Source organism: Pseudomonas stagnisoli, assembly GCF_048595745.1.
Classification (GTDB): Bacteria; Pseudomonadota; Gammaproteobacteria; order Pseudomonadales; family Pseudomonadaceae; genus Aquipseudomonas; species Aquipseudomonas alcaligenes_A.
Map to the genome: position 1 here is coordinate 532,916 of NZ_CP184361.1, position 25,422 is coordinate 558,337.

At 65.7% G+C, this 25,422-nt stretch carries 28 protein-coding genes; 16 read left to right on the top strand and 12 right to left on the bottom strand.

Annotation, left to right across the window (positions count from 1 at the left end; all coding sequences use genetic code 11):
* Position 1: 1 nt before the first annotated feature.
* Positions 2-784, top strand: coding sequence for a DUF4434 domain-containing protein (locus tag ACOAPY_RS02485; protein ID WP_465154915.1), 783 nt, complete (start codon positions 2-4; stop codon positions 782-784).
* On the opposite strand, the gene ACOAPY_RS02490 is transcribed toward ACOAPY_RS02485, so the two are convergent.
* The 3 genes from ACOAPY_RS02490 to ACOAPY_RS02500 are packed head-to-tail and all read right to left on the bottom strand — an operon-like array spanning position 778 to position 3,893.
* On the bottom strand, positions 778-1,773 hold the full coding sequence (locus tag ACOAPY_RS02490) for a hydrolase (RefSeq protein WP_465154916.1): 996 nt from the start codon (positions 1,771-1,773) through the stop codon (positions 778-780). The two genes, ACOAPY_RS02485 and ACOAPY_RS02490, sit on opposite strands and share 7 nt — an antisense overlap.
* A gap of 60 nt (positions 1,774-1,833) precedes the next feature.
* Positions 1,834-3,000 carry a nucleotide sugar dehydrogenase gene (locus ACOAPY_RS02495; protein WP_465154917.1) on the bottom strand — a complete coding sequence of 389 codons (1,167 nt, stop codon included), beginning with the start codon at positions 2,998-3,000 and terminating at the stop codon, positions 1,834-1,836.
* Between the two features lie 11 nt (positions 3,001-3,011).
* Positions 3,012-3,893 carry a glycosyltransferase family 2 protein gene (locus tag ACOAPY_RS02500; RefSeq protein WP_465154918.1) on the bottom strand — a complete coding sequence of 294 codons (882 nt, stop codon included), beginning with the start codon at positions 3,891-3,893 and terminating at the stop codon, positions 3,012-3,014.
* 19 nt (positions 3,894-3,912) lie between these two features.
* On the opposite strand from ACOAPY_RS02500, the gene ACOAPY_RS02505 reads away from it, so the two are divergent.
* Entirely contained in the window at positions 3,913-4,851 is a 939-nt protein-coding gene (locus ACOAPY_RS02505; RefSeq protein WP_465154919.1) for a UDP-glucuronic acid decarboxylase family protein, read from the top strand.
* Here ACOAPY_RS02505 and rsmD read toward each other — a convergent pair.
* The 4 genes from rsmD to ACOAPY_RS02525 form a co-directional block, all read right to left on the bottom strand.
* A complete protein-coding gene (gene rsmD / locus ACOAPY_RS02510) occupies positions 4,844-5,440 on the bottom strand; it encodes a 16S rRNA (guanine(966)-N(2))-methyltransferase RsmD (protein WP_465154920.1) in 597 nt (198 codons plus the stop codon). The genes ACOAPY_RS02505 and rsmD overlap by 8 nt on opposite strands.
* The gene (locus tag ACOAPY_RS02515; protein ID WP_465154921.1) at positions 5,440-6,915 is read right to left on the bottom strand and encodes a M16 family metallopeptidase; all 1,476 of its coding nucleotides are present in this window, start codon (positions 6,913-6,915) and stop codon (positions 5,440-5,442) included. The genes rsmD and ACOAPY_RS02515 overlap by 1 nt, the downstream gene beginning before the upstream one ends.
* Positions 6,912-8,276, bottom strand: a complete 1,365-nt coding sequence (locus tag ACOAPY_RS02520) for a M16 family metallopeptidase (protein ID WP_465154922.1) — start codon at positions 8,274-8,276, stop codon at positions 6,912-6,914. Before ACOAPY_RS02520 ends, ACOAPY_RS02515 begins: the two co-directional genes overlap by 4 nt.
* 106 nt (positions 8,277-8,382) lie before the next feature.
* On the bottom strand, positions 8,383-8,817 hold the full coding sequence (locus ACOAPY_RS02525) for a BLUF domain-containing protein (protein ID WP_021699986.1): 435 nt from the start codon (positions 8,815-8,817) through the stop codon (positions 8,383-8,385).
* 332 nt (positions 8,818-9,149) lie between these two features.
* Between ACOAPY_RS02525 and ftsY the strand changes: the two genes are divergently transcribed.
* From ftsY to ACOAPY_RS02555, 6 genes are all read left to right on the top strand, one after another.
* Positions 9,150-10,565 carry a signal recognition particle-docking protein FtsY gene (gene ftsY, locus ACOAPY_RS02530; protein WP_465154923.1) on the top strand — a complete coding sequence of 472 codons (1,416 nt, stop codon included), beginning with the start codon at positions 9,150-9,152 and terminating at the stop codon, positions 10,563-10,565.
* Positions 10,562-11,230, top strand: a complete 669-nt coding sequence (ftsE, locus tag ACOAPY_RS02535; protein WP_465154924.1) for a cell division ATP-binding protein FtsE — start codon at positions 10,562-10,564, stop codon at positions 11,228-11,230. The genes ftsY and ftsE overlap by 4 nt, the downstream gene beginning before the upstream one ends.
* Positions 11,230-12,240, top strand: a complete 1,011-nt coding sequence (gene ftsX, locus ACOAPY_RS02540) for a permease-like cell division protein FtsX (protein ID WP_021699983.1) — start codon at positions 11,230-11,232, stop codon at positions 12,238-12,240. The genes ftsE and ftsX overlap by 1 nt, the downstream gene beginning before the upstream one ends.
* A gap of 115 nt (positions 12,241-12,355) precedes the next feature.
* Positions 12,356-13,210 (top strand): RNA polymerase sigma factor RpoH, encoded by an 855-nt coding sequence (gene rpoH, locus ACOAPY_RS02545; RefSeq protein WP_021699982.1) that lies wholly within the window; start codon positions 12,356-12,358, stop codon positions 13,208-13,210.
* A 59-nt stretch (positions 13,211-13,269) separates the two neighbouring features.
* The gene (locus ACOAPY_RS02550) at positions 13,270-13,872 is read left to right on the top strand and encodes a hypothetical protein (RefSeq protein ID WP_465154926.1); all 603 of its coding nucleotides are present in this window, start codon (positions 13,270-13,272) and stop codon (positions 13,870-13,872) included.
* Positions 13,873-13,962: 90 nt separating this feature from the next.
* Positions 13,963-14,649 carry a lysoplasmalogenase gene (locus ACOAPY_RS02555; RefSeq protein WP_465154927.1) on the top strand — a complete coding sequence of 229 codons (687 nt, stop codon included), beginning with the start codon at positions 13,963-13,965 and terminating at the stop codon, positions 14,647-14,649.
* On the opposite strand, the gene mtgA is transcribed toward ACOAPY_RS02555, so the two are convergent.
* Positions 14,591-15,328: a monofunctional biosynthetic peptidoglycan transglycosylase gene (mtgA, locus tag ACOAPY_RS02560; RefSeq protein ID WP_280000828.1), complete on the bottom strand. Its 738-nt coding sequence runs from the start codon at positions 15,326-15,328 to the stop codon at positions 14,591-14,593. The genes ACOAPY_RS02555 and mtgA overlap by 59 nt on opposite strands.
* A 65-nt stretch (positions 15,329-15,393) precedes the next feature.
* Here mtgA and ACOAPY_RS02565 point away from each other — a divergent pair, with 65 nt between their 5' ends.
* From ACOAPY_RS02565 to ACOAPY_RS02585, 5 genes are all read left to right on the top strand, one after another.
* Positions 15,394-15,771 (top strand): DUF423 domain-containing protein, encoded by a 378-nt coding sequence (locus tag ACOAPY_RS02565; protein ID WP_021699978.1) that lies wholly within the window; start codon positions 15,394-15,396, stop codon positions 15,769-15,771.
* A gap of 79 nt (positions 15,772-15,850) precedes the next feature.
* Positions 15,851-16,051 carry a sulfur carrier protein ThiS gene (gene thiS / locus ACOAPY_RS02570; RefSeq protein ID WP_021699977.1) on the top strand — a complete coding sequence of 67 codons (201 nt, stop codon included), beginning with the start codon at positions 15,851-15,853 and terminating at the stop codon, positions 16,049-16,051.
* Positions 16,052-16,068: 17 nt separating this feature from the next.
* Positions 16,069-16,860 (top strand): thiazole synthase, encoded by a 792-nt coding sequence (locus ACOAPY_RS02575; protein ID WP_021699976.1) that lies wholly within the window; start codon positions 16,069-16,071, stop codon positions 16,858-16,860.
* A gap of 9 nt (positions 16,861-16,869) precedes the next feature.
* The gene (trmB, locus tag ACOAPY_RS02580; protein WP_377739223.1) at positions 16,870-17,589 is read left to right on the top strand and encodes a tRNA (guanosine(46)-N7)-methyltransferase TrmB; all 720 of its coding nucleotides are present in this window, start codon (positions 16,870-16,872) and stop codon (positions 17,587-17,589) included.
* Between the two features lie 157 nt (positions 17,590-17,746).
* Positions 17,747-19,090 carry a DUF1329 domain-containing protein gene (locus ACOAPY_RS02585; protein ID WP_465156688.1) on the top strand — a complete coding sequence of 448 codons (1,344 nt, stop codon included), beginning with the start codon at positions 17,747-17,749 and terminating at the stop codon, positions 19,088-19,090.
* Positions 19,091-19,150: 60 nt separating this feature from the next.
* Here ACOAPY_RS02585 and ACOAPY_RS02590 read toward each other — a convergent pair whose 3' ends face one another.
* Complete coding sequence (locus tag ACOAPY_RS02590) at positions 19,151-19,615, bottom strand: hypothetical protein (protein ID WP_465154928.1); 465 nt, start codon at positions 19,613-19,615, stop codon at positions 19,151-19,153.
* 142 nt (positions 19,616-19,757) lie between these two features.
* Entirely contained in the window at positions 19,758-20,420 is a 663-nt protein-coding gene (yrfG, locus tag ACOAPY_RS02595) for a GMP/IMP nucleotidase (RefSeq protein WP_465154929.1), read from the bottom strand.
* A 92-nt stretch (positions 20,421-20,512) separates the two neighbouring features.
* Here yrfG and nudE point away from each other — a divergent pair, with 92 nt between their 5' ends.
* From nudE to ACOAPY_RS02610, 3 genes are read left to right on the top strand one after another with little or no spacing between them, the layout of a single operon-like run.
* Complete coding sequence (gene nudE / locus ACOAPY_RS02600) at positions 20,513-21,079, top strand: ADP compounds hydrolase NudE (RefSeq protein ID WP_237046159.1); 567 nt, start codon at positions 20,513-20,515, stop codon at positions 21,077-21,079.
* Entirely contained in the window at positions 21,076-21,897 is an 822-nt protein-coding gene (gene cysQ / locus ACOAPY_RS02605) for a 3'(2'),5'-bisphosphate nucleotidase CysQ (protein ID WP_465154930.1), read from the top strand. The genes nudE and cysQ overlap by 4 nt, the downstream gene beginning before the upstream one ends.
* Positions 21,894-22,343: a YiiD C-terminal domain-containing protein gene (locus ACOAPY_RS02610; RefSeq protein WP_465156690.1), complete on the top strand. Its 450-nt coding sequence runs from the start codon at positions 21,894-21,896 to the stop codon at positions 22,341-22,343. Before cysQ ends, ACOAPY_RS02610 begins: the two co-directional genes overlap by 4 nt.
* Positions 22,344-22,377: 34 nt before the next feature.
* Here the strand turns inward: ACOAPY_RS02610 and ACOAPY_RS02615 are convergent, their stop codons facing one another.
* Complete coding sequence (locus ACOAPY_RS02615) at positions 22,378-24,261, bottom strand: beta-ketoacyl synthase (RefSeq protein ID WP_465154931.1); 1,884 nt, start codon at positions 24,259-24,261, stop codon at positions 22,378-22,380.
* A 180-nt stretch (positions 24,262-24,441) separates the two neighbouring features.
* A complete protein-coding gene (gene arcC / locus ACOAPY_RS02620; protein WP_465154932.1) occupies positions 24,442-25,368 on the bottom strand; it encodes a carbamate kinase in 927 nt (308 codons plus the stop codon).
* Positions 25,369-25,422 lie beyond the last annotated feature (54 nt).

Below are 25,422 nucleotides of genomic sequence, written 5' to 3' on the forward strand. Positions count from 1 at the left end.
CGTGGCGCCTGCCTGGGGCGAAGTGCTGTTCTACCAGCCGCAGAGCCGCGATGCGCGGCTCGCAGCCGCGCAGTGGCAGACGCTCTGGCAGGCCACCCGGCAGGCCGGGGTCGACACCCTGGTCGTGCAGTGGACCCGACATGGCGAGGAGGATTTCGGCGGCGCCGAGGTTTGGTTGCGCGCCAGCCTGGACCAGGCTGCGCAAGCCGGGCTGAGTCTGGTGCTGGGGCTGAAGCACGATCCGCTTTACTTCACTCGCGCTGCCGATGCCGAAGGGCTGCCGGTCTACTGGCAGCGCCTGTTCGCCGGCTACCGCCAGCAGCAGGCGGCGTTGGCGGCCTGGCATTTGCCGGTCGCGGGCTGGTATTTGCCCGCCGAGCTGGACGACCGCAGTCTGGGTAGCCCGGCCCTGCGCGCGGCTTTCGCGGCCCAACTGCATGCCTTTCGTCAGAAGCAGAGGTTGCCGCTGCATCTCAGTGCCTTCAGTGCCGGGCGCCTGTCGCCGGCGGCCTACGCCGACCGGCTGGCGACGCTGCAGGCGCCGGGTATCCAGCTGTGGTGGCAGGATGGCGCCGGCACGGCGGCGCTGCCGGCTGATGCCAGGGCTCGCTATCGCGCGGCATTACCCTGCACGGTGGGGCTGATTCATGAAGCCTTCCACCAGACCAGCGCCGCCGGCCAGCCGTTTCGCGCCGAACCGCGTGAGCCGGAGGCAGACTCGGGCTGCCATCCACGCGCGGTGTTTTCCCTGCGTTACCGGCCGTGGGGGCGTCCGCTCTACTGAGCCGCGGCCTGCTCGCGCAGCCACTGCGGGATGCGCCGCTCCAGGTAGAACCCTGGGGCCCGCAGGCTGCCGTCGATAAAACCGACATGCCCGCCGTGCTGATGCAACTCCAGCGTCGTGCCAGGGGCCAGTTCGCCGGGCTCCGGCACCGTGTGGCGGAACACGAAGGGATCGTCGGCGGCCTGGATGATCAGCGCCGGTGTGCGGATGGCGCCCAGGTAATAGCGGCTGGAGGCGCGTCGATAGTAGTCGTCGGCGTCGGCGAAACCGTGCAGCGGGGCGGTCACGCGGCCATCGAAGTCCCAGAAGGTGCGCATGTCCTCCAGTGGCCCCAGGCCCTCCAGGGTCGCCAGGTGCTGGGCCAGGCCCCGCTCGGCGAAACGTGCGCGCTTGTCGGCCACGTAGGCCTTGAGCGCCTGCATGAAGTGCGCCTGGTAGACCCGCGAGAAGCCGATGCCGATGCGGTCGGCGCATTGGTCCAGGCGGAACGGCACCGACACCGCCACGGCGGCCTCCAGGCCCGAGCGCTCGCCCGTCTCGCCCAGGTACTTGAGCAGCACGTTGCCGCCCAGCGAGTAGCCCACCGCATACAGCGGCGCCTGCGGCCGGCAGGCTTGCAGGTGGGCGATCACCGCCGCCAGGTCCTCGCTCACCCCCGAGTGGTAGCCCCGCGGTAGCAGGTTGGATTCGCCCGAACAGCCGCGCCAGTTCAGCGCCACGCTGGCCCAGCCCTGGCCGGCCAGCTGCTGCTGCAGACCCAGCACATAGTGCGAGCCGGACGAGCCGGTCAGACCGTGTGCCACCAGTACCAGCGGCGCCTCGGCCTCGTGCGGGCCGTGCCAGTCGAGGTCGATGAAATCGCCATCGGCCAGCCACAGCCGCTCGCGCTTTCGCTGCAGTTGCGGCGCCTTGCGGAAGAAGGAGGCCCAGAGGGTCTGCAGGTGCGGGCCGGGCAGCCACCAGGCGGGTGTAAAGGCGGGGGTGGACATCAATTGCAGCTCTGAGCCTAAAGGATCCAGAGTAAGGCGATGAAGCAGGCGAGAGAAGAGTCAGTCGCGGCCGAACAGGTCGCGGGTGTAGACCTTATGCGCCACATCGGCGAGAGCTTCGTTCATGCGATTGCTGAGGATGACATCGGCCTGCTGCTTGAAGCTGCCCAGGTCCGCCACTACCCGAGCCTCGACATGATCGGCCTGGTTCAGTGCTGGTTCATGGATGATCACTTCGATGCCTTGGGCCAGGATGCTGCGCATGATGTCGAGAATGCTGGATGCGCGGAAATTGTCCGATCCGCTCTTCATGATCAGCCGATAGACGCCCACCACGCGCGGCTTGCGTCGGAGTATTTCAGCCACGATGAAATCCTTGCGGGTAGCGTTCGACGCCACGATGGCGTGGATCAGGTTCTGCGGTACATCACGGTAGTTGGCCAGCAGTTGTTGAGTATCTTTGGGCAGGCAGTAGCCGCCGTAACCGAAGGATGGATTGTTGTAGTGACTACCGATGCGCGGGTCCAGGCCTACGCCCTGAATGATCTGCCGGCTGTCCAGGCCGTGGCTGGCAGCATAGGTGTCGAGCTCGTTGAAGTAGGACACGCGCATGGCCAGGTAGGCGTTGGCGAAGAGCTTGACGGCCTCTGCTTCGGTGGAATCCGTCAGTAGGATTGGTACTTCAGGTTCAAGCGCGCACTCTTTCAGTAACTCGGCGAAGACCTGTGCCCTGGCTGAGCGCTCGCCGACCACGATGCGGGTTGGATGCAGTGTGTCGTGGAGTGCACGACCTTCGCGCAGGAACTCGGGAGAAAAGATGAGCTGATCGCAGCCCAACGCCTGGCGGGTCTTGCGGGTATAGCCCACTGGTACGGTGGACTTGATGACCAGTACTGCCTCGGGGTTGATGGCCATGGCCTGATGGATCACGGCCTCGATGGCTTGGGTGTTGAAGCAGTGGGTGTGCGGATCGTAGTCGGAAGGTGTGGCGATCAGTATGTAGTCCGCGCCGATATAGGCTTCGCGGCTGTCGAGGGTGGCGCGCAGGTCGAGCGCCCGATCAGCCAGATATTCCTCGAGTTCGGGGTCGCTGATGGGCGATTGCCGGCGGTTGATGGCGTCGACCTTGGCGGCGTCGATGTCGAGGGCCACCACTTCATGCTGCTGGGCCAGCAGCACGGCGTTGGACAGGCCGACATAGCCCAATCCGGCGACGGCAATCTTCATCTGGTGCACCTCTAGGGGTGGATGTTCCTGGTGGGCAAAATGCGGATGGTGGTCTTACGTGCGCCGAAGAATCCGTTGCGACGGCGCTTGGCGATCTCAAGTTGCAGATTGACGCGTTGCCCGTCTCGGGTGACCAGGTCGCGCGCCTGCAAGCGGATAGTGAAGGTCGAAGGTTGCAGTTTGTGGTGCTTGAAGTTGTCGCCTATGCAGTTCAATAGCTGTCGGCGCGTCTCGAACGGGATATCGCGGATGCCGTAGTTGCGCAGCTCATTCTTGACTTTGATATAGCAGGCGTTGATCAAACACTGTACTTCCACACTTTTGATGGCATGGAAGGTTGTGCGCTCATCGTCGGCATGCGAGATGGCGGCGACGAAGTGGGCCGGATAGTGACTTGCGCGGACGCCGCCGCAGTGGGTCAGGCGGGCATAGAGGTCATCGTCTTCCCCGCCCCAGCCACGGAAAACCTCGTCGTAGCCTTCGACTGCCTCGAACGCGGCGCGTGGGCAGACGACAGTGCCGAAGGTTTCCGGGTTGCGTACGCCGTCGACCGGTTCGGCCTGGTAGAAACAGCCGTCCTGCAGATTCTGCTCCAGCCAGCCGAGCCAGCCCTCGCTGATCTGGATATCGGCATCGATGAAGCAGATCCACGGGGCGGAGGAGTGCGCTGCACCGATATTGCGTGCACGCGGCAGGCAGAAGCCCGGATCGTCCTCGACCCGTACGACCTTGACGTCGGGGAAGTGCTGCTCGACCCAGTCACCTGTATTGTCAGGGCACCCGTAATCCACCAAGATGATTTCCGCCGGCGCTTGCGCGACCAGGCTGGGCAATGTCTGCTGCACATGATGCAGGCGGCCCTTGCAGGTGGTCACGAAGGCAACTTGGGGCATAGACAATCTCGGAAGAAATATGCGAGTTCTGGTGACAGGCGGGGCGGGTTTTATTGGTTCGCACTTGTGCCGGCGCTTGCTCGCCGAGGGGCACGAAGTTCTATCGGTGGATAACTACTTCACCGGCACGCGGCAGAACATCAAGGATCTGTTGGCTCATCCGCGCTTCGAGGCGATGCGTCACGACGTGACCTTCCCGCTCTATGTCGAGGTGGACCGCATCTTCAACTTCGCCTGCCCGGCCTCGCCGATACACTATCAGCGCGATCCGGTGCAAACAACCAAGACCAGTGTGCACGGCGCGATCAATATGCTCGGCCTGGCCAAGCGCACGGGCGCGCGTATTCTCCAGGCCTCGACGTCGGAAGTGTATGGTGATCCGGAGTGCCACCCGCAGCCGGAAAGTTACTGGGGGCGGGTCAATCCCATCGGTATTCGCAGTTGTTACGACGAGGGTAAGCGTTGTGCCGAGACGCTGTTCTTCGACTATTACCGGCAGCACGCGCTCGATATAAAAGTGGTGCGGATATTCAATACCTATGGACCGGGCATGCAGTTGAACGATGGCCGAGTCATCAGCAACTTCATCGTGCAGGCGCTGCGCGGCGAAGACATCACCATTTATGGCGATGGCAGCCAGACCCGCTCCTTCTGCTTCGTCTCCGACCTGGTCGAGGGCGTGGTGGCGATGATGGAGAGCCCGGCCGACTTTGTCGGGCCGGTGAACCTGGGCAATCCGGGCGAGTACAGCATCGGCGAGATTGCCGAGACCATCATTCGTCTGTGTGGCGTGCAATCCCGGCTGTCCTACCTGCCGTTGCCGGAGGATGACCCACGCCAGCGCCAGCCGGATATCGCACTGGCCCGCGAGCACCTGGGGTGGCAGCCGAGGATCGCGCTGGAGGATGGCCTGCGCGAAACCATCGACTATTTCCGCGGCGTGCTCGGGCTCAGCTGAGCCTTTCCCATAGCGCGTAATACACCTGACCGGCCTTCTGCTCGCGGTGCAGGCGCCAGTTGCCGGGCATGCCCAGGGTCGAGGGCGCGGTTTCGCTTTCGGTGTAGATCCAGGCGTCCCTGGCCAGCCAGCCTTTTTCCTCCAGCAGCGCACAGGCCGGGGCCAGCAGGTCCTGACCGAAGGGCGGATCGAGGAACAGCAGGTCATAGGGTGTGGCCGGCTGGCTTTCCAGGTACTGCAGGGCATTGGCCTGCAGCACCTGGCCGTTGCTGCACTTCAGCGTGGCGAGGATCTGGCGCAGGCTGGCAACGGCGTCGCTGTTGCTGTCCAGCGCCAGGGCGCTGCTGGCGCCGCGCGACAGGGCTTCGAGGAACAGCGCACCGCTGCCGGTGAAGCAATCCAGCACATGGGCGCCTTCGACATAGGGCGCCAGCCAGTTGAACAGCGTCTCGCGTACGCGGTTGGGCGTCGGGCGCAGGCCCTGGGCCATCGGGAAGCTGAACTGGCGGCTGCGCCATTCGCCACCGATGATGCGCAGCTGGCCGCTGCCGTTGTGTTCCATCGGTTTCTTGCCTGGGGACTTGCGCATCAGTGCTCCGGCGGGCCGGCGGGTTGCTCGGCCGGTTTGTCGGTGGGAGGTGGCAGCGGTTTCTGCGCGACGCTGGGGCCGGCGGTGACGATCACCAGTTTGTCGACATCCAGGTGCCTGGCCATGGCGGCCTTGACCTGCTCCACCGTGAGGCCCTGCACTTCGCTCATGAAGTCGTCCAGGTAGGTCAGCGGCAGGTCATAGAAGCCCATGCTGCCGAGCTGGCCGACGATATCGGCATTGCTCGCGGTGGTCAGCGGGAAGCTGCCGACCATCTCGCGCTTGGCGTCGTCCAGTTCCTTCTGCGTCGGACCGTTGGCCAGGTAGTCGCGCAGGATGTCCTGCACCAGCTTGAGGGTGCCTTCGCTGAGCTCCGCACGGGTCTGCAGGTTGATCATGAACGGGCCGCGCGCCTGCATGGCGCTGAAGCCGGAGTACACGCCGTAGGTCAGCCCGCGTTTCTCGCGCACTTCTTCCATCAGGCGGGTGCCGAAGCCACCGCCGCCGAGGATCTGGTTGCCCAGCATCAGTGCGGCATAGTCCGGCGCGCGGCGGTCGACGCCGAGCTGGGCCAGCAGCAGGTGGGTCTGGTTGGAGGGGAACTCGATATGGCTGGGGCCGGCCTTGGGTTCCTCGGGCTGGGCGATGCGCGGCAGGGCCGGGCCCTTGGGCAGGGCGGCGGAGACTTCGGCGGCGATGGCTTCGGCCTCGCTGCGCGAGAGGTCGCCGACCAGGGCAATCACCACGTTGCCGGCGGCGTAGGCCTTCTGGTGGAAGGCCTGCAGCTGCGCGACGGAGATGCCGGGGATGGATTGCTCGGTGCCTTCGCTCGGATGCGCATAGGGATGCTTGCCGTACAGACGCTCGAACAGCTGCAGGGCGGCGAGCTTGCCGGGGTTCTGCTTCTGGTATTCGAAGCCGGCCAGCAACTGGTTCTGGATGCGCGCCAGGGCGTCGGTGGGGAAAGTCGGCTGGCCGACCACCTGTTCGAACAGCTTGAGTGCCGGCTCGCGCTGCGCTGGCGCGCTGAGGCTGCGCAGGCTGGCGATGGCCATGTCGCGGTAGGCGCCGTTGCCGAACTCGGCGCCCAGGCTCTCGAAGCCCTCGGCGATGGCGGTGACGTCCTTGCCGGCCACCCCCTCGTTGAGCATGGCGTTGGTCAGGGTGGCCAGGCCGGGCACGTCGTCGTGGCTGCTGCCGGCGGCGAAGGTCAGGCGCAGGTCGAACATCGGCAGCTGGCGCGCCTCGACGAACAGCACGCGGGCGCCTTCGGCGGTCTGCCAGCGCTGGATGTCCAGGGTGCGCTTGCTCGGCGCCCGACCCTCCAGCGCGGCCAGGGATTCCAACTGGGGCGATGCTGGCGCATGAGTGGTGGGTGCCTGCGCGGTGCGCGTGGCGATGAATGTCAGTAGCCCGACCAGCAGGATCAGGCCGAGGCCGAGCAGGCCGTAGCGCAGGCCGTTACGCTCGCTCATGGCTGGGCTCCTTCAGCAGGGTTCTCGGGCAGGATATGGGCGACCGCCAGGCGCGAGCGGGTGAAGAAAGTCTGCGCAGCTTTCTGGATATCGGTCGGCGTGACCGCTTCCAGCGCGGCAAGGTCCTGGTCCATCAGCGTCCAGGACAGGCCAACGGTCTCCAGCGCGCCAATGGTGGTGGCCTGGCTGGTGATCGAGTCGCGCTCGTAGACCAGCCCGGCAATCACCTGGGCGCGTACCCGTGCCAGTTCGGCGGCACTCGGCGGCGTCTTCTGCAGGGCCTCCAGTTGGCGCCACAGGCCGGCTTCGGCCTGCTCCAGGGTCTTGCCCTTCTGCACGTTGGGGGTGGCGGAAAGCAGGAACAGGCTATCGCCGCGTTTGAACGCGTCGTAGCTGGCCGAGGCGCCTGACACCAGCTCTTCGCCACGCTCCAGGTTGGCCGGCAGGCGGGCGCTGTAGCCGCCATCGAGCAGGGCGGCGATCAGGCGCAGCGCATGCACTTGGCGGGCATCGGCGCTGGTGGCCAGGCCGGGCACGTTGAAGCCCATCAGCAGGCTCGGCAGCTGGGTCTTCACATGCAGCGTGAGGCGGCGTTCGCCGGGCTCGGCCAGCTCGCGCGGGAGCTTCGCCGGCGGCACGTCGCGCCGTGGAATGGCGCCGAAGTACTGCTCGGCCAGGCCGCGTACCTCGTCCTTGGTCACGTCACCGACCACCACCAGGGTGGCGTTGTTCGGCGCGTACCAGGCCTGGTACCAGGTCCGCAGTTCCTCGACGGTCATGCGCTCGAGGTCGGCCATCCAGCCAATGGTCGGGGTGTGGTAGCCGCTGGCCGGGTAGGCCATTGCCTTGAAGCGCTCGTAGGCCAGCGAGGTGGGTTTGTCGTCGGTGCGCAGGCGGCGCTCTTCCTTGATCACTTCGATTTCGCGGGCGAACTCGTCGGCCGGCAGCTTGAGGCTGGCCAGGCGGTCGGCCTCCAACTCGAAGGCCACGGCCAGGCGGTCACGCGACAGCACCTGGTAATAGGCGGTGTAGTCGTCGCTGGTGAAGGCGTTTTCCTCGGCGCCGAGGTCGCGCAGGATGCGCGAGGCCTCACCGGGGCCGAGTTTGCGGCTGCCCTTGAACATCATGTGCTCGAGGGCATGGGACAGGCCGGTCTGGCCGGGCGTCTCGTAGCTGGAGCCGACCTTGTACCAGAGCTGCGAAACCACCACGGGGGCGCGATGGTCTTCGCGGACGATGACCTTGAGGCCGTTGTCCAGGGTGAACTCGTGAGTCGGCTGGGGTTCGGCGCAGAGGGCAGCCAACGGCATGCCCAGTGCGCCAAGCACCAGGCTCAGGCCATAGCGAACAGCAGAATTCATTGATGATCAGTCCTGTCAGAGAGTCGGGGCGACGTTGACGGTGGGACATCAGAATACCCGATCCGTATCCCGAAGCAGCGAGACTCTCTGCGGCCGAGGCGCCGTGCTAGTCGATCAAGGGGGGCTTGATGGCACTGACGTTGTCCTCCAGTTCCAGCAGCAGCCCGCGGATTTGCTCGGCATGCATGCTGAACGGATCGAAGCGATCACTGCAGGAGTACTTCAGGAACAGCTCCCGGTTGGACTGCTTAGCTCCGGCCCAGCCCATGCTCCAGTTGGCGTAACGGCGGGCGCTGATTTCCGCATAGTCGAGGATGGTCAGGTCCTTGTGGCGATGATCATCGGCTAGCCGGGTGTACAGCTCGTTCACTGCCGCGCGCGGCCCTTCCAGAACCTGCAGGAAGATTTCCGCATTGCAGCAGAGCATGCCCGTCAGCCCCTTGGCAGGGTTGTTGCGCTGAGAGCTGTCGAGGATGTCGCGAATCAGCTGCGAAGAGACGCCATTGGTTGCGCGGCTGGCGTAAGTAAGGCGAATGAGCATGGGGTCACCTGGCGTTGCGAAAGTGAAAACAGTGCAATTCTGCGTTGTTGTACAGGTTTATGTACAGAATTAACACTGGCGAAGTGGCGCATCGGCCATGACGGCCATCGGATTCCCGTCTCGACGCAGGACGGCGAACGCTGCCCGGTGGCAGCCTAAAGTGATAAAGTCGCGGGCACATCGTGTGTGCTGGTCTCTTCGGTACGTCCATGCAGGCGCCCCGCCATCCCCGGGGCTGCAGAACAGGCACCGAAGTCCGGCAAAGTGAGTGGCTAGCTATTTCGGGGAGAGCCAAGCGCTACGCGGGCGCCTACCCCCTTTGAGATGACCCCATGTTTGGTTCCCAAGACGACAAGCCATCGCCGGAGCAATCCGGCGAGAAGAAATCCCTGTTTGGCTGGCTGCGCAAGAAGCCGGAAGGTGCTCATGTAACGGCCGAGCAGGCCCAGCCTGCGCCGGCACCTGAGGCGCCGCCGGCTGCGCCGGTTGCCGCTGCGCCGGCTGCCCCAGTCGAGGCCCCGGCTCCGGCCGTACCCGCCGAGGTGGTCGTGGAGCCTGCCGTTACCGAGCAGGTGCCGGTGACCGAGCCCGTGCCGGTTGCGCCTGCCATTGTGGAGCCCACAGACACTGCCCCGCCGACCGTTGCCGTGGATGAGACACCGCGCCCGGCCTTCTCGCGCTTTCGCATCAATGCCGGCACCGCAGTCACTCATCCGGTGCACGAGCAGCCGCTGCCGGTCGAGGTGCTGCCCGAGCCGCAGCCGGAGGCCGAAGCCGCACCCGTGCAGGCCGAGCAGAGCAAGCCCGGTGACAACCAGGGCGGCTGGTTCGCCCGCCTCAAGCAAAGCCTGTCGAAGACCAGCGCCAGCCTGGGCGAGGGCATGGCCAGTCTGTTCCTTGGCAAGAAGGCCATCGATGACGACCTGCTCGAAGAGCTGGAAACGCGTCTGCTCACCGCCGACGTGGGCGTCGAGGCCACCGGCGCCATCATCGGCAGCCTGACCAAGCGCGTGGCGCGCAAGGAGCTGGCCGACAGCGGTGCGCTGTACAAGGCCCTGCAGGAAGAACTGGGCGCGCTGCTCAAGCCGGTCGAGCAGCCTTTGCTGATCGCCGCCGAGAAGCAGCCCTACGTGATCCTGGTGGTCGGCGTGAACGGCGTCGGCAAGACCACCACCATCGGCAAGCTGGCCAAGAAGCTGCAGGGCGAGGGCAAGAAGGTCATGCTCGCCGCCGGCGATACCTTCCGCGCCGCCGCCGTCGAGCAGCTGCAGGTGTGGGGCGAGCGCAACAACATCGCGGTGATCGCCCAGCACACCGGCGCCGATTCCGCTTCGGTGATCTTCGATGCGGTGCAGGCGGCCAAGGCGCGCGGTATCGACGTGCTGATCGCCGACACCGCCGGACGTCTGCACACCAAAGACAACCTGATGGAAGAGCTGAAGAAGGTCCGTCGGGTCATCGGCAAGCTGGATGAGACGGCACCGCATGAGGTGCTGCTGGTGCTGGACGCCGGCACCGGGCAGAACGCGATCAACCAGACCAAGCAGTTCAATCAGGCGGTGGCCCTCACCGGCCTGGCGCTGACCAAGCTGGATGGCACCGCCAAGGGCGGCGTGATCTTCGCGCTGGCCAAGCAGTTCGGCCTGCCGATCCGCTATATCGGTGTCGGTGAAGGCATCGACGATCTGCGCACTTTCGTTGCCGAGGACTTCGTCCAGGCGCTCTTCGCGGAGAAGGAACAGGGATGATTCGATTCGAGCAGGTCGGCAAGCGGTACCCCAATGGCCATGTCGGGTTGCACGAACTGAGTTTTAACGTGCGCCGTGGCGAGTTCCTCTTCGTTACGGGGCATTCCGGCGCCGGCAAGTCCACCCTGCTGCGCCTGTTGCTGGCGATGGAGCGCCCGACCAGCGGCAAGCTGCTGCTGGCCGGGCAGGACCTGTCGCAGATCACCACCGCGCAGATTCCCTTTCTGCGCCGGCAGATCGGCGTGGTGTTCCAGAACCACCAGCTGCTGTTCGACCGCAGTGTGTTCGACAACGTCGCCCTGCCGCTGCAGATCCTCGGCCTGCCCAAGCCGGACATCGCCAAGCGGGTCGGCGCCGCACTGGAGCGAGTGTCGCTGTCGGACAAGGCCGAGCAGTTTCCGGCTGACCTCTCGACCGGTCAGCAGCAGCGCGTCGGCATCGCCCGCGCCGTGGTGCACCGCCCGGCCCTGCTGCTGGCGGACGAACCCACAGGTAACCTCGACCCGCGCCTGGCCGCGGAGATCATGGGCGTGTTCGAGGACATCAACCGCCTCGGCACCACCGTGCTGATCGCCAGTCACGATCTGGCGCTGATCGCGCGCATGCGTCACCGCATGCTCACCCTGCAACGCGGCCGATTGATCGGCGATGGGGAGGCCGGCTGATGAGCGACAAGCAACGCAATATCAAGGCTGCCGAACGCGTCGGTGCCGTACAGAGCAAGGCCGACAAGCCGATCAAGCAGGGCCCGGACTTCTCCCATCTGTTCGCCGCCTGGGTCGAGAGCCATCGTGCCAGCCTGGTCGACAGCCTCGGGCGCCTGGTCGGTCAGCCGATCGGCAGCTTCTTCACCTGCCTGGTGATGGCCGTAGCGCTGTCGCTGCCCATGGGCCTGGCCCTGTTGCTGGACAACGTCGAACGTCTCGGCGGCTCCTGGCAGAAGGCGGCGCAGATTTCCCTGTACCTCAAGGTGGAGGCCGGCGATGACGCCGGCCTGCAGTTGCGCGACGAGATCGCCGCGCTGGATGACGTTGCCGAAGCCGAGTTCATCGGTCGCGAGGCCGGCCTGGCGGCGTTCGAGCAGCAGTCCGGACTCGGTCAGGCACTGCGCGATCTGCCGGAGAATCCGCTGCCTGCGGTGGTGGTGGTGACGCCCAAGGAAATCGACAAGCCGCGCCTCGAGGCCCTACGCCTGCGCCTCAGCGAAATGCCGGGCGTCGATCAGGCGCAGCTCGACCTGCAGTGGGTGGAGCGTCTGACCGCCATCCTCGGCCTGGGTGATCGCTTCGTCTTCGGCCTGACCCTGCTGCTCGTGATGGCGCTGCTGCTGGTGATCGGCAACACCATCCGCCTGCACATCGAAAACCGCCGCAGCGAGATCGAGGTGATCAAGCTGGTCGGCGGCACCGATGGCTATGTGCGCCGCCCCTTCCTTTATATGGGTGCGCTCTATGGCCTGGGTGCGGGGCTGCTGGCCTGGGGGCTGCTGGCCTTCGGCCTGGACTGGCTGAACGATGCGGTGGTGCGCCTGGCCGGCCTCTACGGCAGCGACTTCGCGCTGGATGGCGTGCCGGTCGCCGATGGTCTGTCGCTGCTGTTGGGGGCGTTGTTCCTCGGCTATATTGGCGCCTGGCTGGCCGTGGCACGCCACCTGAGCGAACTTGCGCCACGCTAGCAATCCCTTGATTTCGATCAAAAATTGAGCATCTGTAAGGGAACTTTTCCACCGGTTCCCTGCTCAGAATCGGCAGTGCTAGACTGCACCAGCCCTGTAATACCGGAGGTTTTTGATGACCACTGCCCTGCAACCTGTCCATGCCCTAGTCCCAGGCGCCAATCTGGAGGCCTACGTGCATGCGGTGAACAGCATTCCGCTGCTGACCGTCGAGCAGGAGCGCGAGCTGGCCGAGAGTCTCTACTACGAGCAAGACCTGGAAGCCGCGCGCCAGATGGTGTTGGCCCACCTGCGTTTCGTCGTGCATATCGCCCGTAGCTATGCCGGCTATGGCCTGTCCCAGGCTGATCTGATCCAGGAAGGCAACGTCGGCCTGATGAAGGCGGTCAAGCGCTTCAACCCGGAAATGGGTGTGCGCCTGGTGTCCTTCGCCGTGCACTGGATCAAGGCCGAGATCCACGAGTTCATCCTGCGCAACTGGCGTATCGTCAAGGTCGCCACCACCAAGGCGCAGCGCAAGCTGTTCTTCAACCTGCGCAGCCAGAAGAAGCGTCTGGCCTGGCTGAGCAATGACGAAGTCCATGCCGTGGCCGAGAGCCTGGGCGTGGAGCCGCGTGAAGTGCGCGAGATGGAGAGCCGCCTGTCCGGTCAGGACATGGCTTTCGATCCGGCCGCCGATGCCGACGACGACACCGCCTACCAGTCGCCGGCCCACTACCTGGAAGACCATCGCTACGACCCGGCGCGCCAGCTGGAAGATGCCGACTGGAGCGACAGCTCCAGCGCCAATCTGCACGAGGCGCTGGAAGGCCTGGACGAGCGCAGCCGCGACATCCTCTACCAGCGCTGGCTGGCCGAGGAGAAGGCGACCCTGCACGACCTGGCCGCCAAGTACAACGTCTCGGCCGAGCGTATTCGCCAGCTGGAGAAAAACGCCATGAACAAGCTCAAGGGCTCGATTCAGGCGTAAGCTGCAGCACCCCGCAAAGCCGCACCCAGGTGCGGCTTTTTTCTGTCCGGAGCCTTTTCGTGAGTCGTCGTCCGCCTGCCTTGCTGTTCACCATCGTCGCCCTGGCCAGCTGCCTGCTTGGCTACTGGTGGCTGCTGCCGCGGGCCGAAAAGACCGCGCCGCTACCCTGGTGGAGCGAGTGGCGGGCGGGAGTGCTGCAGCCGCTGGCCGAAGACCGCCTGACCCTGGGCCAGTTGAAGGCCCGGCTGCCTGCGGCCGAGCTGTGGCTGCAGCCACGTCTCGATGGTCCGCGCCTGGTGCTGCGCGATAGCCAGTCCCTGGCCTCGGGTACCTGGGCGCTGGAGGCCGAGCTGGCCCTCAGCGATACCCAGCGCAGCAGCCTGGCGGCCGCCAGCGGGGTGAAGCCCAATGATGCGGAGCTGCCGCAATCGGCACAGATGCTCGAGCAGTTGGCCGGGCAGCGCATCGAGGCGCTCAACCTGAAGCCGCAGCAGGCCGTCCCCGCGGCGGGCCTCAGCGCCAGTCTGGGCGAGCCGCGCCTGCGCCTGCAGCTGCAAGAGGGAGAAGCCTGGGTCTATCCGCAGCTGGGCCTGACCGCGCACCTGCGCGGCGAACAGCTGCAGTTGCTGCGAGCAGTGCCGCGACGATTGCTCAGTCGCTGACGTCCTCGGCATTGGCGGCTGGCGTGTCCGGTGTGGCGGGGCAGGGCGCCTTGCCGGCAGGATCCTGTATCCCCCGAGCGAGTGCCGTCCATGTCCATCTCCCAGCGTTGTTGTTTTGTTCTCGCCATCGGCCTGGGCCTGCTCTACCTGGCCCTGCTGCCGTTGAAGCCCTATCCCCTGGGCTGGCTGCTCAAGCCGTTGCCCATGCTGCTGTTTGCCCTGCTGGTCTGGCGTGCCTTTCCCGGTGCGCCCGGGCGCTGGCTGGCGCTGGGTTATGGCGCGGCGGCGGCTGGTGACTTCTTTCTCGATTTCGGTGATCGCGACGGCCTGTTCATCCAGGCGCTGCTGGCGTTCCTGGTCAACCAGATCGCCTTTGCCATCGCCTTCGTGTCGCTCGGTCGCGGTCGTTCCTGGTCCTGGCCACGGGTGGCGCCGGTGCTGGTCTACGGCCTGACGGTCGGCGCCTGGCTGCTGCCGGCCGCCGGCACGCTGCAGGTGCCGGTGGCGATCTACCTGGGGAGCCTGTTGCTCATGGCGCTGCTCGCCACGCGCCTGGAGGCGAAGCCAGGTCCCTTGTGGCTGGGGGCCATGCTGTTCGTGGTGGCGGATTCGCTGATCGGGGTGAACAAGTTCGTCCAGCCGTTCCCGCATGCCGTGCTGGTGATCGTCTGCTGCTACTTCAGCGGCCAGGCGCTGATCGCCTGGGGGCTGTTGCGCCTCAGGGCAGCGGCAGCCACTGCGGCCACCAGTCCGGCGCCTGTCGCGACAGCTGGCTGATGTAGTGGCTGCCGCCGAGCTGGTAGCTCTGCTGGCGGATCCAGTTGGCCCGCCGCTGGATGCGCGGCCCCGGGCGGCTGGCGCTCCAGGCGCGCGGATTGGGTAGCACGGCGGCCAGCAGGCTGGCCTGCTGGCGTGACAGGTAGGGCGCGGCGACCTTGAAGTGGTGACGCGCGGCCGCCTCCGCGCCGAACACACCGTCGCCCCATTCCACGCTGTTGAGGTACACCTCGAGGATGCGCTGCTTCGGCCAGAGCAGCTCGATCAGCCCGGTGAACCAGGCCTCCAGCGCCTTGCGTGGCCAGCTGCGGCCGGACCAGAGGAACAGGTTCTTGGCCACCTGCTGGCTGATGGTGCTGGCCCCGCGCAGGCTGCCACCATCGGCATTGTGCGCCAGGGCCTGACGGATGGCGCTGACGTCGAAGCCCCAGTGTTCGGCGAATTTCTGGTCCTCGGCGGCGATCACCGCGATCTTCAGGTCGTTCGGCAGTTCGCGCCAGGGGCGCCAGGTGCGCTGCAGGTCGATCGGTTTGCCGTCGACCCAGGACTGTACCTTGCGCTCGACCATCAGCGCCGTGCCGGGTGGGTCGATCCAGCGCAGCGCCAGCACCAGCACGGCGCTGAGGGCGGCGAACCACAGCAGCAGTTTGGTCAGGCGACGGAGCAGGTTGCGCAGCATGGCTTGGCCCGGTTGGAGGGAGCGGCCATTATAGCGGCCGCATTGAATCTGTCTGGGGAGCCATGATGTTACGAGTCTTTCTGCTGCTGGCGGCCGTGGCCGGTTTCTTCGGCGTGGCGCTGGGCGCCTTCGCCGCCCATGGCTTGAAAGGCCAGCTGAGTGCCGAGTACCTGGCGGTTTTCCAGACCGGCGTGCACTACCAGCTGGTGCACGCGCTGGCGCTGTTCGGCGTGGCGCTGCTGGCCGAGCGCCTGCCGGGGCGTCTGGTGAAGGCCGCCGGCAGCCTGTTCGCGCTCGGTATCCTGCTGTTTTCCGGCAGCCTCTACGCCCTGACCCTGAGTGGCCTGAGCAAGCTCGGCATGATCACTCCGTTGGGCGGTGTGAGCTTCCTTGCCGGCTGGCTGTGCCTGGGGCTGGCCGCGCTGCGGGGCGGGCGGGCCTGACCGATGGTACGCACGTACCTTGGTCGATCCGGTTGATCGGGCTAGAATGCCGACCCTTTCATGTTCTGACCGCCCAGCCATGCACATCCAGTTGAACGGCCAACCCTTCGAGCTACCCGACGGCGCCACTGTCGCTGACCTGCTCGTGCGCCTGGATGCAGCCGGCAAGCGGGTGGCGGTCGAGCTCAACCTGGACATCGTGCCGCGCAGCCAGCACGGCACCACCGTCCTGCATGACGGCGACCAGCTGGAAGTCGTCCACGCCATCGGCGGCGGCTAGTCGCCCGAGGAACTGCCATGAGCGCCATCATCGACAAGCCCTTTACCCTGGCTGGCCGCACTTACGAGTCGCGCCTGCTGGTCGGTACCGGCAAGTACAAGGACCTCGAGGAAACCCGCCTGGCCATCGAGGCCAGCGGTGCCGAGATTGTCACCGTGGCCGTGCGCCGGACCAATATCGGGCAGAACCCGGGCGAGCCGAACCTGCTCGACGTGATCTCGCCGGACAAATACACCATCCTGCCCAACACGGCCGGCTGCTATAACGCCGAGGAAGCGGTGCGTACCTGCCGCCTGGCGCGCGAGCTGCTCGACGGCCACACGCTGGTCAAGTTGGAAGTACTGGCCGACCAGAAGACCCTGTTCCCCAACGTGATCGAGACCCTCAAGGCCGCCGAAGTGCTGGTCAAGGAAGGCTTCGACGTGATGGTGTACACCAGCGACGACCCGATCATCGCCCGCCAGCTGGCCGAGATGGGTTGCATCGCGGTGATGCCGCTGGCCGGCCTGATCGGCACTGGCCTGGGCATCTGCAACCCGTACAACCTGCGCATCATCCTTGAGGAAGCCACCGTGCCGGTGCTGGTCGATGCCGGCGTGGGCACCGCCTCCGATGCCACCATCGCCATGGAGCTGGGCTGCGAGGCGGTGCTGATGAACAGCGCCATCGCCCACGCGCAGAACCCGATCCTGATGGGCGCGGCGATGAAGCACGCGATCATCGCCGGGCGCATGGCCTACCTGGCAGGGCGCATGCCGAAGAAACTCTATGCCAGCGCGTCCTCGCCGCTGGATGGCCTGATCAAGTAAGAGAACCCCATGAGTGAAGTCATCGAGCCGGTAGACGAAGGCGCCGACGAGCGCCCGCGGCGCGGCATCAAGAGTTTCGTCATGCGCTCCGGGCGCATGACCGAGGGCCAGCAGCGCGGCCTCGATCAAGGCTGGCCGAAATACGGCCTGGAGCTGGCCGACGGCCTGCGCGACTTCGATCAGGTGTTCGGTCGTAGCGCGCCGCGCACCTTCGAGATCGGCTTCGGCATGGGCCATGCCACCCTGGAGATGGCGGCCGCCGCGCCGGAGCAGGACTTCATCGGCGTGGAAGTGCACAAGCCGGGCGTCGGTGCCCTGCTCAACGGCATGCTCACGCAGAACCTGTCGAACATCCGCGTGTACAGCTGCGACGCCCTGGAAGTGCTGCGCGACTGCGTGGCCGATGCCAGCCTCGATCGCGTCCTGCTGTTCTTCCCCGATCCCTGGCACAAGGCCCGCCATCACAAGCGCCGCATCGTCCAGCCGGCGTTTGCCGAACTGGTGCGCAGCAAGCTGAAGATTGGCGGGGTGCTACATATGGCCACCGATTGGCAGCCATACGCGGAACATATGTTGGAGGTAATGTCGCTGGCACCGGGCTACCATAATGTGGCGGGAAGCGCGGGTTATGTGGAACGGCCGAGCGAGCGCCCGGTAACCAAGTTCGAGAAGCGCGGCGAGCGCCTCGGGCATGGTGTATGGGACCTCAAGTTCCAACGCTGCGAGTAAAGATTCGACGCTCCGCAGGATGCGGAGCCCAAACGACCGGGCCCACCCGGCGCCAGGAAGGCCAAGCCTCACCCACCGGCAATCTGCATGCGCGACCCGAACGGGTCGTACGAATAAGAACAGCGGCACCTGAGCGTGCCGCGAGGAGAAAGCTGTGCTGAGAACTATTGCAGTCCTGTCGCTGGCCGCCGCCGTCAGCCTGCCGGCGCATGCCCGCGTCGACGCCGCCCAGGCCGCGCGCCTCGGGCAAGATCTGATGCCGCTGGGCGGCGAGCGTGCCGGCAATGCCGCCGGCACCATTCCCTCCTGGGAAGGCGGATTGTCCACGCCACCGGCCAACTACCAGCCCGGCATGCACCACCCGGATCCCTATGCCGCCGACAAGGAGCTGTACCGCGTCGACAAGAGCAACATGGCCCAGTACAAGGCCCTGTTGACCCCGGGCTACCAGCGACTGCTGGAGAGGAATCCGGACTACTACCTTCGTGTCCTGCCGACTCACCGCAGCGCCGCCGCGCCACAGCGCATCTACGATGCCACCCGCTACAACGCGACCAACGCCGGGCTGATCGCCGGTGGTAACGGCATCGAGGGCACTGCTGCCGGTATTCCTTTCCCGATTCCGCAGAGCGGTCAGGAAGTCATCTGGAACCACATCACCCGCTACCGTGGCGAACAGACCCGCATGACCACCAATCATGCTGCCGTCCTCAAGGGCGGCGACTATGTCCTGGTCAAGCGTGAACGCGACATCATGTTCATCTACGGTCGTGAGGGCGTAACGCCGGCGGATCTGGACAACACCCTGTTCTTCTACAAGTACGTGGTGACGGCACCGAGCAAGCTGGCCGGCTCGGCGCTGGTGGTGCAGGAGACGCTCGACCAGGTGCTGGCGATCCGCAAGGCCTGGCGTTTCAACCGTGGCGAGCGTCGCGTGCGTCGCCTGCCGATGCTGGCCTATGACGCCATGCAGCCGGACACCAACGGTATGGCTACTTCCGACGTGGTGGATGCCTATAACGGTGCCCCTGACCGCTACGAGTGGACCCTGGTTGGCAAGCAGGAAATGCTGATGCCTTACAACAGCTACGCCGTGCATCAGAAGGGCATTCCCTACGAGAAGATTCTGCAGCCGAAGCACGTCAACCCCGAGTTGCTGCGTCATGAGCTGCACCGCGTGTGGGTGGTCGACGCCAAGCTGCGCAAGGGCTTCAGCCATCCATACGGTGCACGTCGCTTCTACCTGGACGAGGACAGCTGGCAGATCCTTGCCGTCGACCTGTACGACAAAAATGGCGAACTGGTCGGCCTGCAGGAAGCGCATCCGATCAGCTACTACGAAATCCCCATGTTCCTCAGCACCCTGGAGACCATCTACGACTTCAAGGATGAGCGTTACTTCGTCGACGGCCTGGATAACAACGAGCCGATGTACGACTTCAACGTGCAGCTCAAGAAGAGCGACTTCACCGCCGCTGCACTGCGTCGCGAAGGCATCTGACACCGCAAGGTTTCAGCGCTGCATAAAACAGGGCCCGCATCATGCGGGCCTTGTCGTTTCTCAGCGGTGCTTCTTGTGCCACTTATCCTTCTTATGGCCAAGGCCCCGGCCCGGGTGGCCGTCGTGGTCGCGGTAGTCGCCATCGCGATAGCGGCGGTTGTCACCGTCGTCATCGCCACCATAGGCATTGCCGAGCGCGCCGCCGGCACCACCGCCGACCGCTGCGCCGATGACGCCGCCAGTGCTGCCGCCAACCTTGCTGCCGATCACCTGGCCGCCTGCGGCACCGATGCCGCCGCCAATCGCCGCCTCGGTGCGGCTGCCCTTGTCCGCGCCCACGGCGCTACCGGCGGCACCGCCGACGCCGGCGCCGATGGTTGCACCGGTGCTGCCGCCAATCTGCTCGCCGACCACAGTGCCCAGCGCTCCGCCCAGGGCGCCACCGACACCGGCCGAGGTATTGCCGGCAAAGGCGCCAGCACTGGCCAGGCCCAGAGAAAGCAGCAGCAGGGAGGAGTACTTCATGGACAACGGACCTCGGTGGAAAGATGACGCGTATGCTGCCAGCGCGGCAGAGGCAGGCAAGTGGCGGATGGCGGCGCTGCGAGGGTGTTCACGGCCTGTGCAAAAAAGGGCGCAGCTGGCGAACACTCCTGGCGGGCGGCTGTCAGGTCGTAGGCACGAGCAGGCGGTAGTCTTCGACCGCGGCGAACTCTTCGGTGTCCTTGGCCTGTCCGCGGCTGTCCGGCTGGCGCACCGCCAGTAGATGGGCCACGCCATAGCGGCGTGCGCTGCGCAGGATCGGCAGGCTGTCGTCGATGAACAGGCTGCGCGCGGGCTCGAACGGGAAGTCCTGCTGCAGGGCGAACCAGAACTGCTGGTCCTCCTTGGGGAAACCGTAGTCGTGGGAGCTGATCAGGCGGTCGAAGTAGGGCGCCAGTTCCACGCGCTCCAGTTTCAGCGACAGCGAATCGCGGTGCGCGTTGGTGATCAGCACCACGCGCTTGCCGGCGGCGCGCAGGGCCTTGAGGAAGGTATCGGCATCCGGGCGCAGGGCGATCAGGTGCGCCACCTCGCGCTTGAGCTCGCGCACCGAGAGGTTCAGCTCGCGGCTCCAGAAGTCCGTGCAGTACCAGGGCAGGGTGCCGGCGTGGGCGCGGAACAGCGGCAGCAGCTCGGCATCGGCGGCCGCACGGCTGATGCCGTGCAATTCGGCATAGCGCTGCGGCAGGTGTTCCAGCCAGAAATGATTGTCGAAGTGCAGGTCGAGCAGGGTGCCGTCCATGTCGAGCAGAACGGTATCGATGTCGGCCCAGGGCAACTGATGCATGGCAAAGTCCGGAAACAGACGGAGAGCGAATATCCGGCGCGGATATTTCGGGGCAGCGGGGTATGATACCCGTTCGAATCAAGGAGCGAGTGATGCGTGAGAAACCCCAGGTGCTGGCCCGCGAAATCGTCGCCAGCAGCCGCCTGTTCCGCGTCGAAGAGCTGCAGCTGCGCTTCGCCAATGGCGTCGAGCGCACCTATGAGCGTCTGGTCAGCAAGGGTTCCGGCTATGGCGCGGTGATGGTGGTGGCGATGCTCGATGCCGAGCATGCGGTGCTGGTCGAGGAATACTGCGCCGGCACCGACGACTACCAGCTGTCGCTGGCCAAGGGCCTGATCGAGCCGGGTGAGGACGTGCTGGTGGCAGCTAACCGCGAGCTCAAGGAGGAAGCCGGCTTCGGCGCCGAGCGCCTGGAGCTGATCGCCGAGTTGAGCCTGTCCCCCGGCTATATGAGCCAGAAGATTCAGGTGGTGCTGGCGCGTGATCTGTACGCGGAGAGCCTGCCGGGCGACGAGCCCGAGCCGTTGCGCGTGGACAAGGTCAGCCTGCGTGAACTCAGCGCCTTGGCCCAGCATCCCCAATTCACCGAAGGTCGTGCCCTGGCCGCCCTGTATCTGGTCCGCGACCTGCTGACCCAACGTGGAGAGTTCAAACCGTGAGTCATCCCTATCTGCCGGCGGTGATCGCCCTGGTTCAGCGGGCCGGTCAGGCCACCCTGCCGCACTGGCGCAACGACGTGGCGGTGACCGAGAAGGCCGATGCCTCGCCGGTGACCGCCGCCGACCTGGCCGCCCACGACATTCTCGCCAGCGGCCTGCGCGCGTTGGCGCCGGAGATTCCGGTGCTGTCCGAGGAGGATGCCGGCATTCCCTTTGCCGAGCGCGCCGAATGGCAGCGCTGGTGGCTGGTCGACCCACTCGATGGCACCAAGGAATTCATCTCGGGCAGCGAGGAGTTCACCGTCAATGTCGCGTTGATCGAGCGCGGGCGTGTGGTCTTCGGCGTGGTTGGCATCCCGGCCAGTGGTCGTTGCTACTACGGTGGTGCCGGCCTGGGCGCCTGGCGTCAGGAGGCCGCTGGCGCGCCCGAGGCCATCGCGGTGCGTTTGGCGCCGGCCGAGGCTTTCACCCTGGTGGCCAGCAAGCGCCATTCCAGCCCGGCCCAGGAGCGCCTGCTCACTGGGCTGTCGGAGCGTTTCGGTGACCTGCAGCTGGCCAATATCGGCAGTTCGCTGAAGTTCTGCCTGCTGGCCGAAGGCAATGCCGACTGCTATCCGCGCCTGGCGCCGACTTCCCAGTGGGACACGGCGGCGGCCCAGGGCGTGCTGGAAGGCGCCGGCGGCGAGGTGCTCGACCTCAAGGGCGAGGCCCTGACCTACGAGGCCCGCGAAACCTACCTCAACCCGTCGTTCCTCGGCCTGCCGCAGGCGGCCGAGTGGCGCGCCGAGCTCATTCAGCTGGCCCGCGCGCTGGACTGATGGATGATCGTGCTTACCTGGAGCAGCTGCTGCACCAGGATATCCCGCTGACCCAGGCCCTGGGCCTGGGTGTGCTGGACTGGAGCCACGGCGAGCTGCGCCTGAGCCTGCCGCTGGCGGCCAATCTCAACCACAAGAGCAGCATGTTCGGCGGCAGCCTGTATTGCGGCGCGGTGCTTGCCGGCTGGGGCTGGTTGCACCTGAGCTTACGCGAGGCTGGCGTGACGGATGGCCATATCGTCATCCAGCAGGGGCAGATCGACTACGCCGAACCGGTGCTGAGCGATGCCGTCGCTGGCTGCGGGGCGCCCGACACCATCGAGTGGGAGCGATTTCTGGCCCTTTATCGACGGCGTGGGCTGGCGCGCATCAGGCTGCACAGCCGCATTCTGGCCGGTGACGCCGAGGCGGTGCGCTTCAGCGGTCAATACGTGCTGCACCGCTGAATCACCGCCTCTCCCTTCGGTCGAGGGGCACACATCACAGCATGTCGGCGTAACGCTCGTCCTTGCGGTACACCAGCGGCTGAGCGAAGCCGGGGATGCTTACCTGCTGCGTATCGATCTGCAGTTCGCGGTCATCGATCAGGTCATGCCCGAAGTTGTAGAGAATGTCGAACTGGCCGCGCAGGGCCCGCTGGTCGTAAGCCGCGGCCGCAGCACGGGTCGTTTCGCGCTTGGCCAGCCAGGCGCTGACCGCGGCGTCGCCATGACGCTTGCGCAGCATGCGCTCAGCCACCTGAGGTGCCAGCAGCACGCCGGTGGCGTTGTTGCCGCCGAAGCCCTTGGAGTTGATGAAGCACACTTCCATGCCCTCGACCTTACGATCTCGAGTCTCCAGGCTCAGGTGCTGCCGATGCACATCGTCGGCAACCCGGTCGATGGTTTTCAGACCCGGCAGCAAGCCGTGGCGGAAGGTGCCGAGGGCGGCGATGACCTGGTCGCCGCTGGCGGTGGCCAGCGAGTGGCCGAGGAAAGCCTTCACCGCGGTGATGGGCCAGTGTTCGATGCCGAAGGCAGCCGCCACGCGGTCCAGCAGCTCGGACTCGGTGACCCGGTTGGCCGGGGTGCTTGAGCCGTGTGCATGCACGAAGCTGCGCTTGCGCACGGCGTCCAGACCCACCAGTTGCACGGCGCTGGCCACGGCCTTGGCCAGGGTCAGGTAGTTGCCCGGGCCGGGGGCGGAGATGGACTTCTTGAAGCCGTCGGCATTGATGAACACGTCCGGGACCGCACCGTGGATATCGGCGCCCAGCTCCAGGGCCAGGGCATCGTCCATCAGCACCAGGAACTGGCAGGACTCGGACAGGGTAAAGCCGCAGTTGTCGCCGAACGGTCGGCTGGCGCGTTGGAAGTCGACTTCCTCGCGGCCCTCGATCTTGCGCAGACCCTCCTCGGTGGCCAGGGCACCCATGGCGCCGTAGCCGTCGATGATCTCCGGGGTAATCGGTGCCTCGGCGTTACCGACCAGGGCCACGCGCGCCTTGCCGCTGGCGATCTGCTCTGTGGCCTTCTGCAGGTTGTAGAGGAAGGTGGCGCAGGCGCCGGTGACACTGCCGGTAGTGCCGACGCTGCCTAGCACATAGGCGTTGATGAAGTCGGCGGGCATGGTGTTGAGGCCCAGCGGGCATTGTTTGGCGGTGACGCGACCGCCCTTGAGGCGCGACTGCAGCATGCCGCCGAAGCCGTACTCGTCCAGCTGGCTCATGATGCTGCCGGCGAACACCGCGACTTCGTCCGGCTGCACGCGGTCCTGGATGGTTCGCCAGTCGATGCCGGTCGAGCGCAGTGCATCGGTGGCACCCGTGACCGCCAGCTGCAGGCCGCGCGGGTGGAAGTGCGAATGATACAGCTCGCCCGGCTCGAAACCGCTGGGCAGCTGGCCCGCGGACTTCACCGGCAGGGCGCGGTAGCTGTCGACCTTGAACTCGCAGCTCTCGCTCAGGGTGATACTGACCTGCTGTTCGTCCAGTGTCTCGACCCGCCAGCTGGCTGGCAGCGGCTCGGGCAGGTGCTTGCGCAGGGTGGTGAACCGGGCGCCGCTGACAGTCAGACTCTTCTGCCAGTGTGCGGCTTCCACGTCCAGGTGGCGCGTGTCGATGCGCCGTACCAACGTCCCGGACAGAATCTCGGCCGCATACTGCGTCTCGATGTCGGCGATGCTCAGGGGCTGGCCATCGTGACTGTGGTACTGGCCATCGACCACCTGTACCAATTTCATCATGACGGCCAGGCCGGCCAGGGTTTCCCGGCGGGTGTCGGCGTCCAGCGACTCCTGGACGATGCGGCGGAAGCCGTGATGGAACGAGCTTCTGCCTGCGGCGTTGTAGCCGCCGAAGCCAACGATGACGGGGAGACGAGACATCACGCAAAACTCCTTCGATCGCCCCGGTAGGCGTTGAGCGGGCAATGGCTATTCCGGCCAGGCGGTAGATACCGGGTGGCGACTCAAAATGAATCGGGATGTCTGGATGACGCAGGCCGTGACCAATTAGTCACGGCCTGTCTTCGGCGTGCTGCCTGAGCGGACGTTGCGTCCGCTGTGTCAGTAGTAGCGGATGCCGGGCTCGGCAGTGCTGATGCGCGTGCCTGATTTGCCCTGCACGATGGCCTCGATATTGGCCAGCGAGCCGATGACCGCGACCTTGCCGGTGTTCTGCGCGAACTCGCAGGCGGCCTGGACTTTGGGGCCCATGGAACCTGCCGCGAAGCCGAGGCGTTCCAGCTCATCCGGGTGGGCCTGGGCGATGGCTTTCTGGGTCGGCTTGCCCCAGTCGATGTAAGCGGCATCGACATCGGTGGCGATCACCAGCAGGTCGCTGCTGAGTTGCTCCGCCAGCAGCGCCGAACACAGGTCTTTGTCGATGACGGCCTCGACGCCATGCAGTTTCTTGCCGTCATACATGGTCGGAATACCACCCCCGCCAGCGCAGATGACCACACTGCCTTTCTCCAGCAGCCACTTGATCGGTCGAATCTCGAAGATGCGTTGCGGCCGCGGGCTGGCTACCACGCGGCGGAACTTGTCACCGTCCGGGGCGATGCTCCAGCCCTTTTCAGCGGCCAGGCGCTCGGCATCTTCCTTGCTGTAGACCGGGCCGATCGGCTTGGTGGGCTTGCGGAAAGCCGGATCGCCGCTGTCCACTTCAACCTGGGTGAGAATGGTGGCGAAAGGCACCTCGAACGGCAGCAGGTTGCCCAGTTCCTGTTCAATCATGTAGCCGATCATGCCCTCGGTTTCGGCGCCGAGCACGTCCAGAGGGTAGGGGTTGCTCGGGTCGTAGGCGTTCCCCTGCAGAGCCAGCAGCCCGACCTGCGGGCCGTTGCCGTGGGCGATTACCAGCTCGTTGCCGGGCGCCACCTTGGCGATCTGCTCGCAGGCGACGCGCACGTTTTCGCGCTGGTTTTCGGCGGTCATGGCTTCGCCGCGACGGAGGAGGGCGTTGCCGCCCAAAGCGATCACGAGTCGCATATTGATCTCCTGAATCAAAACGGGTGGAGAAGCGCTGTACGCTTTTCCACCCTG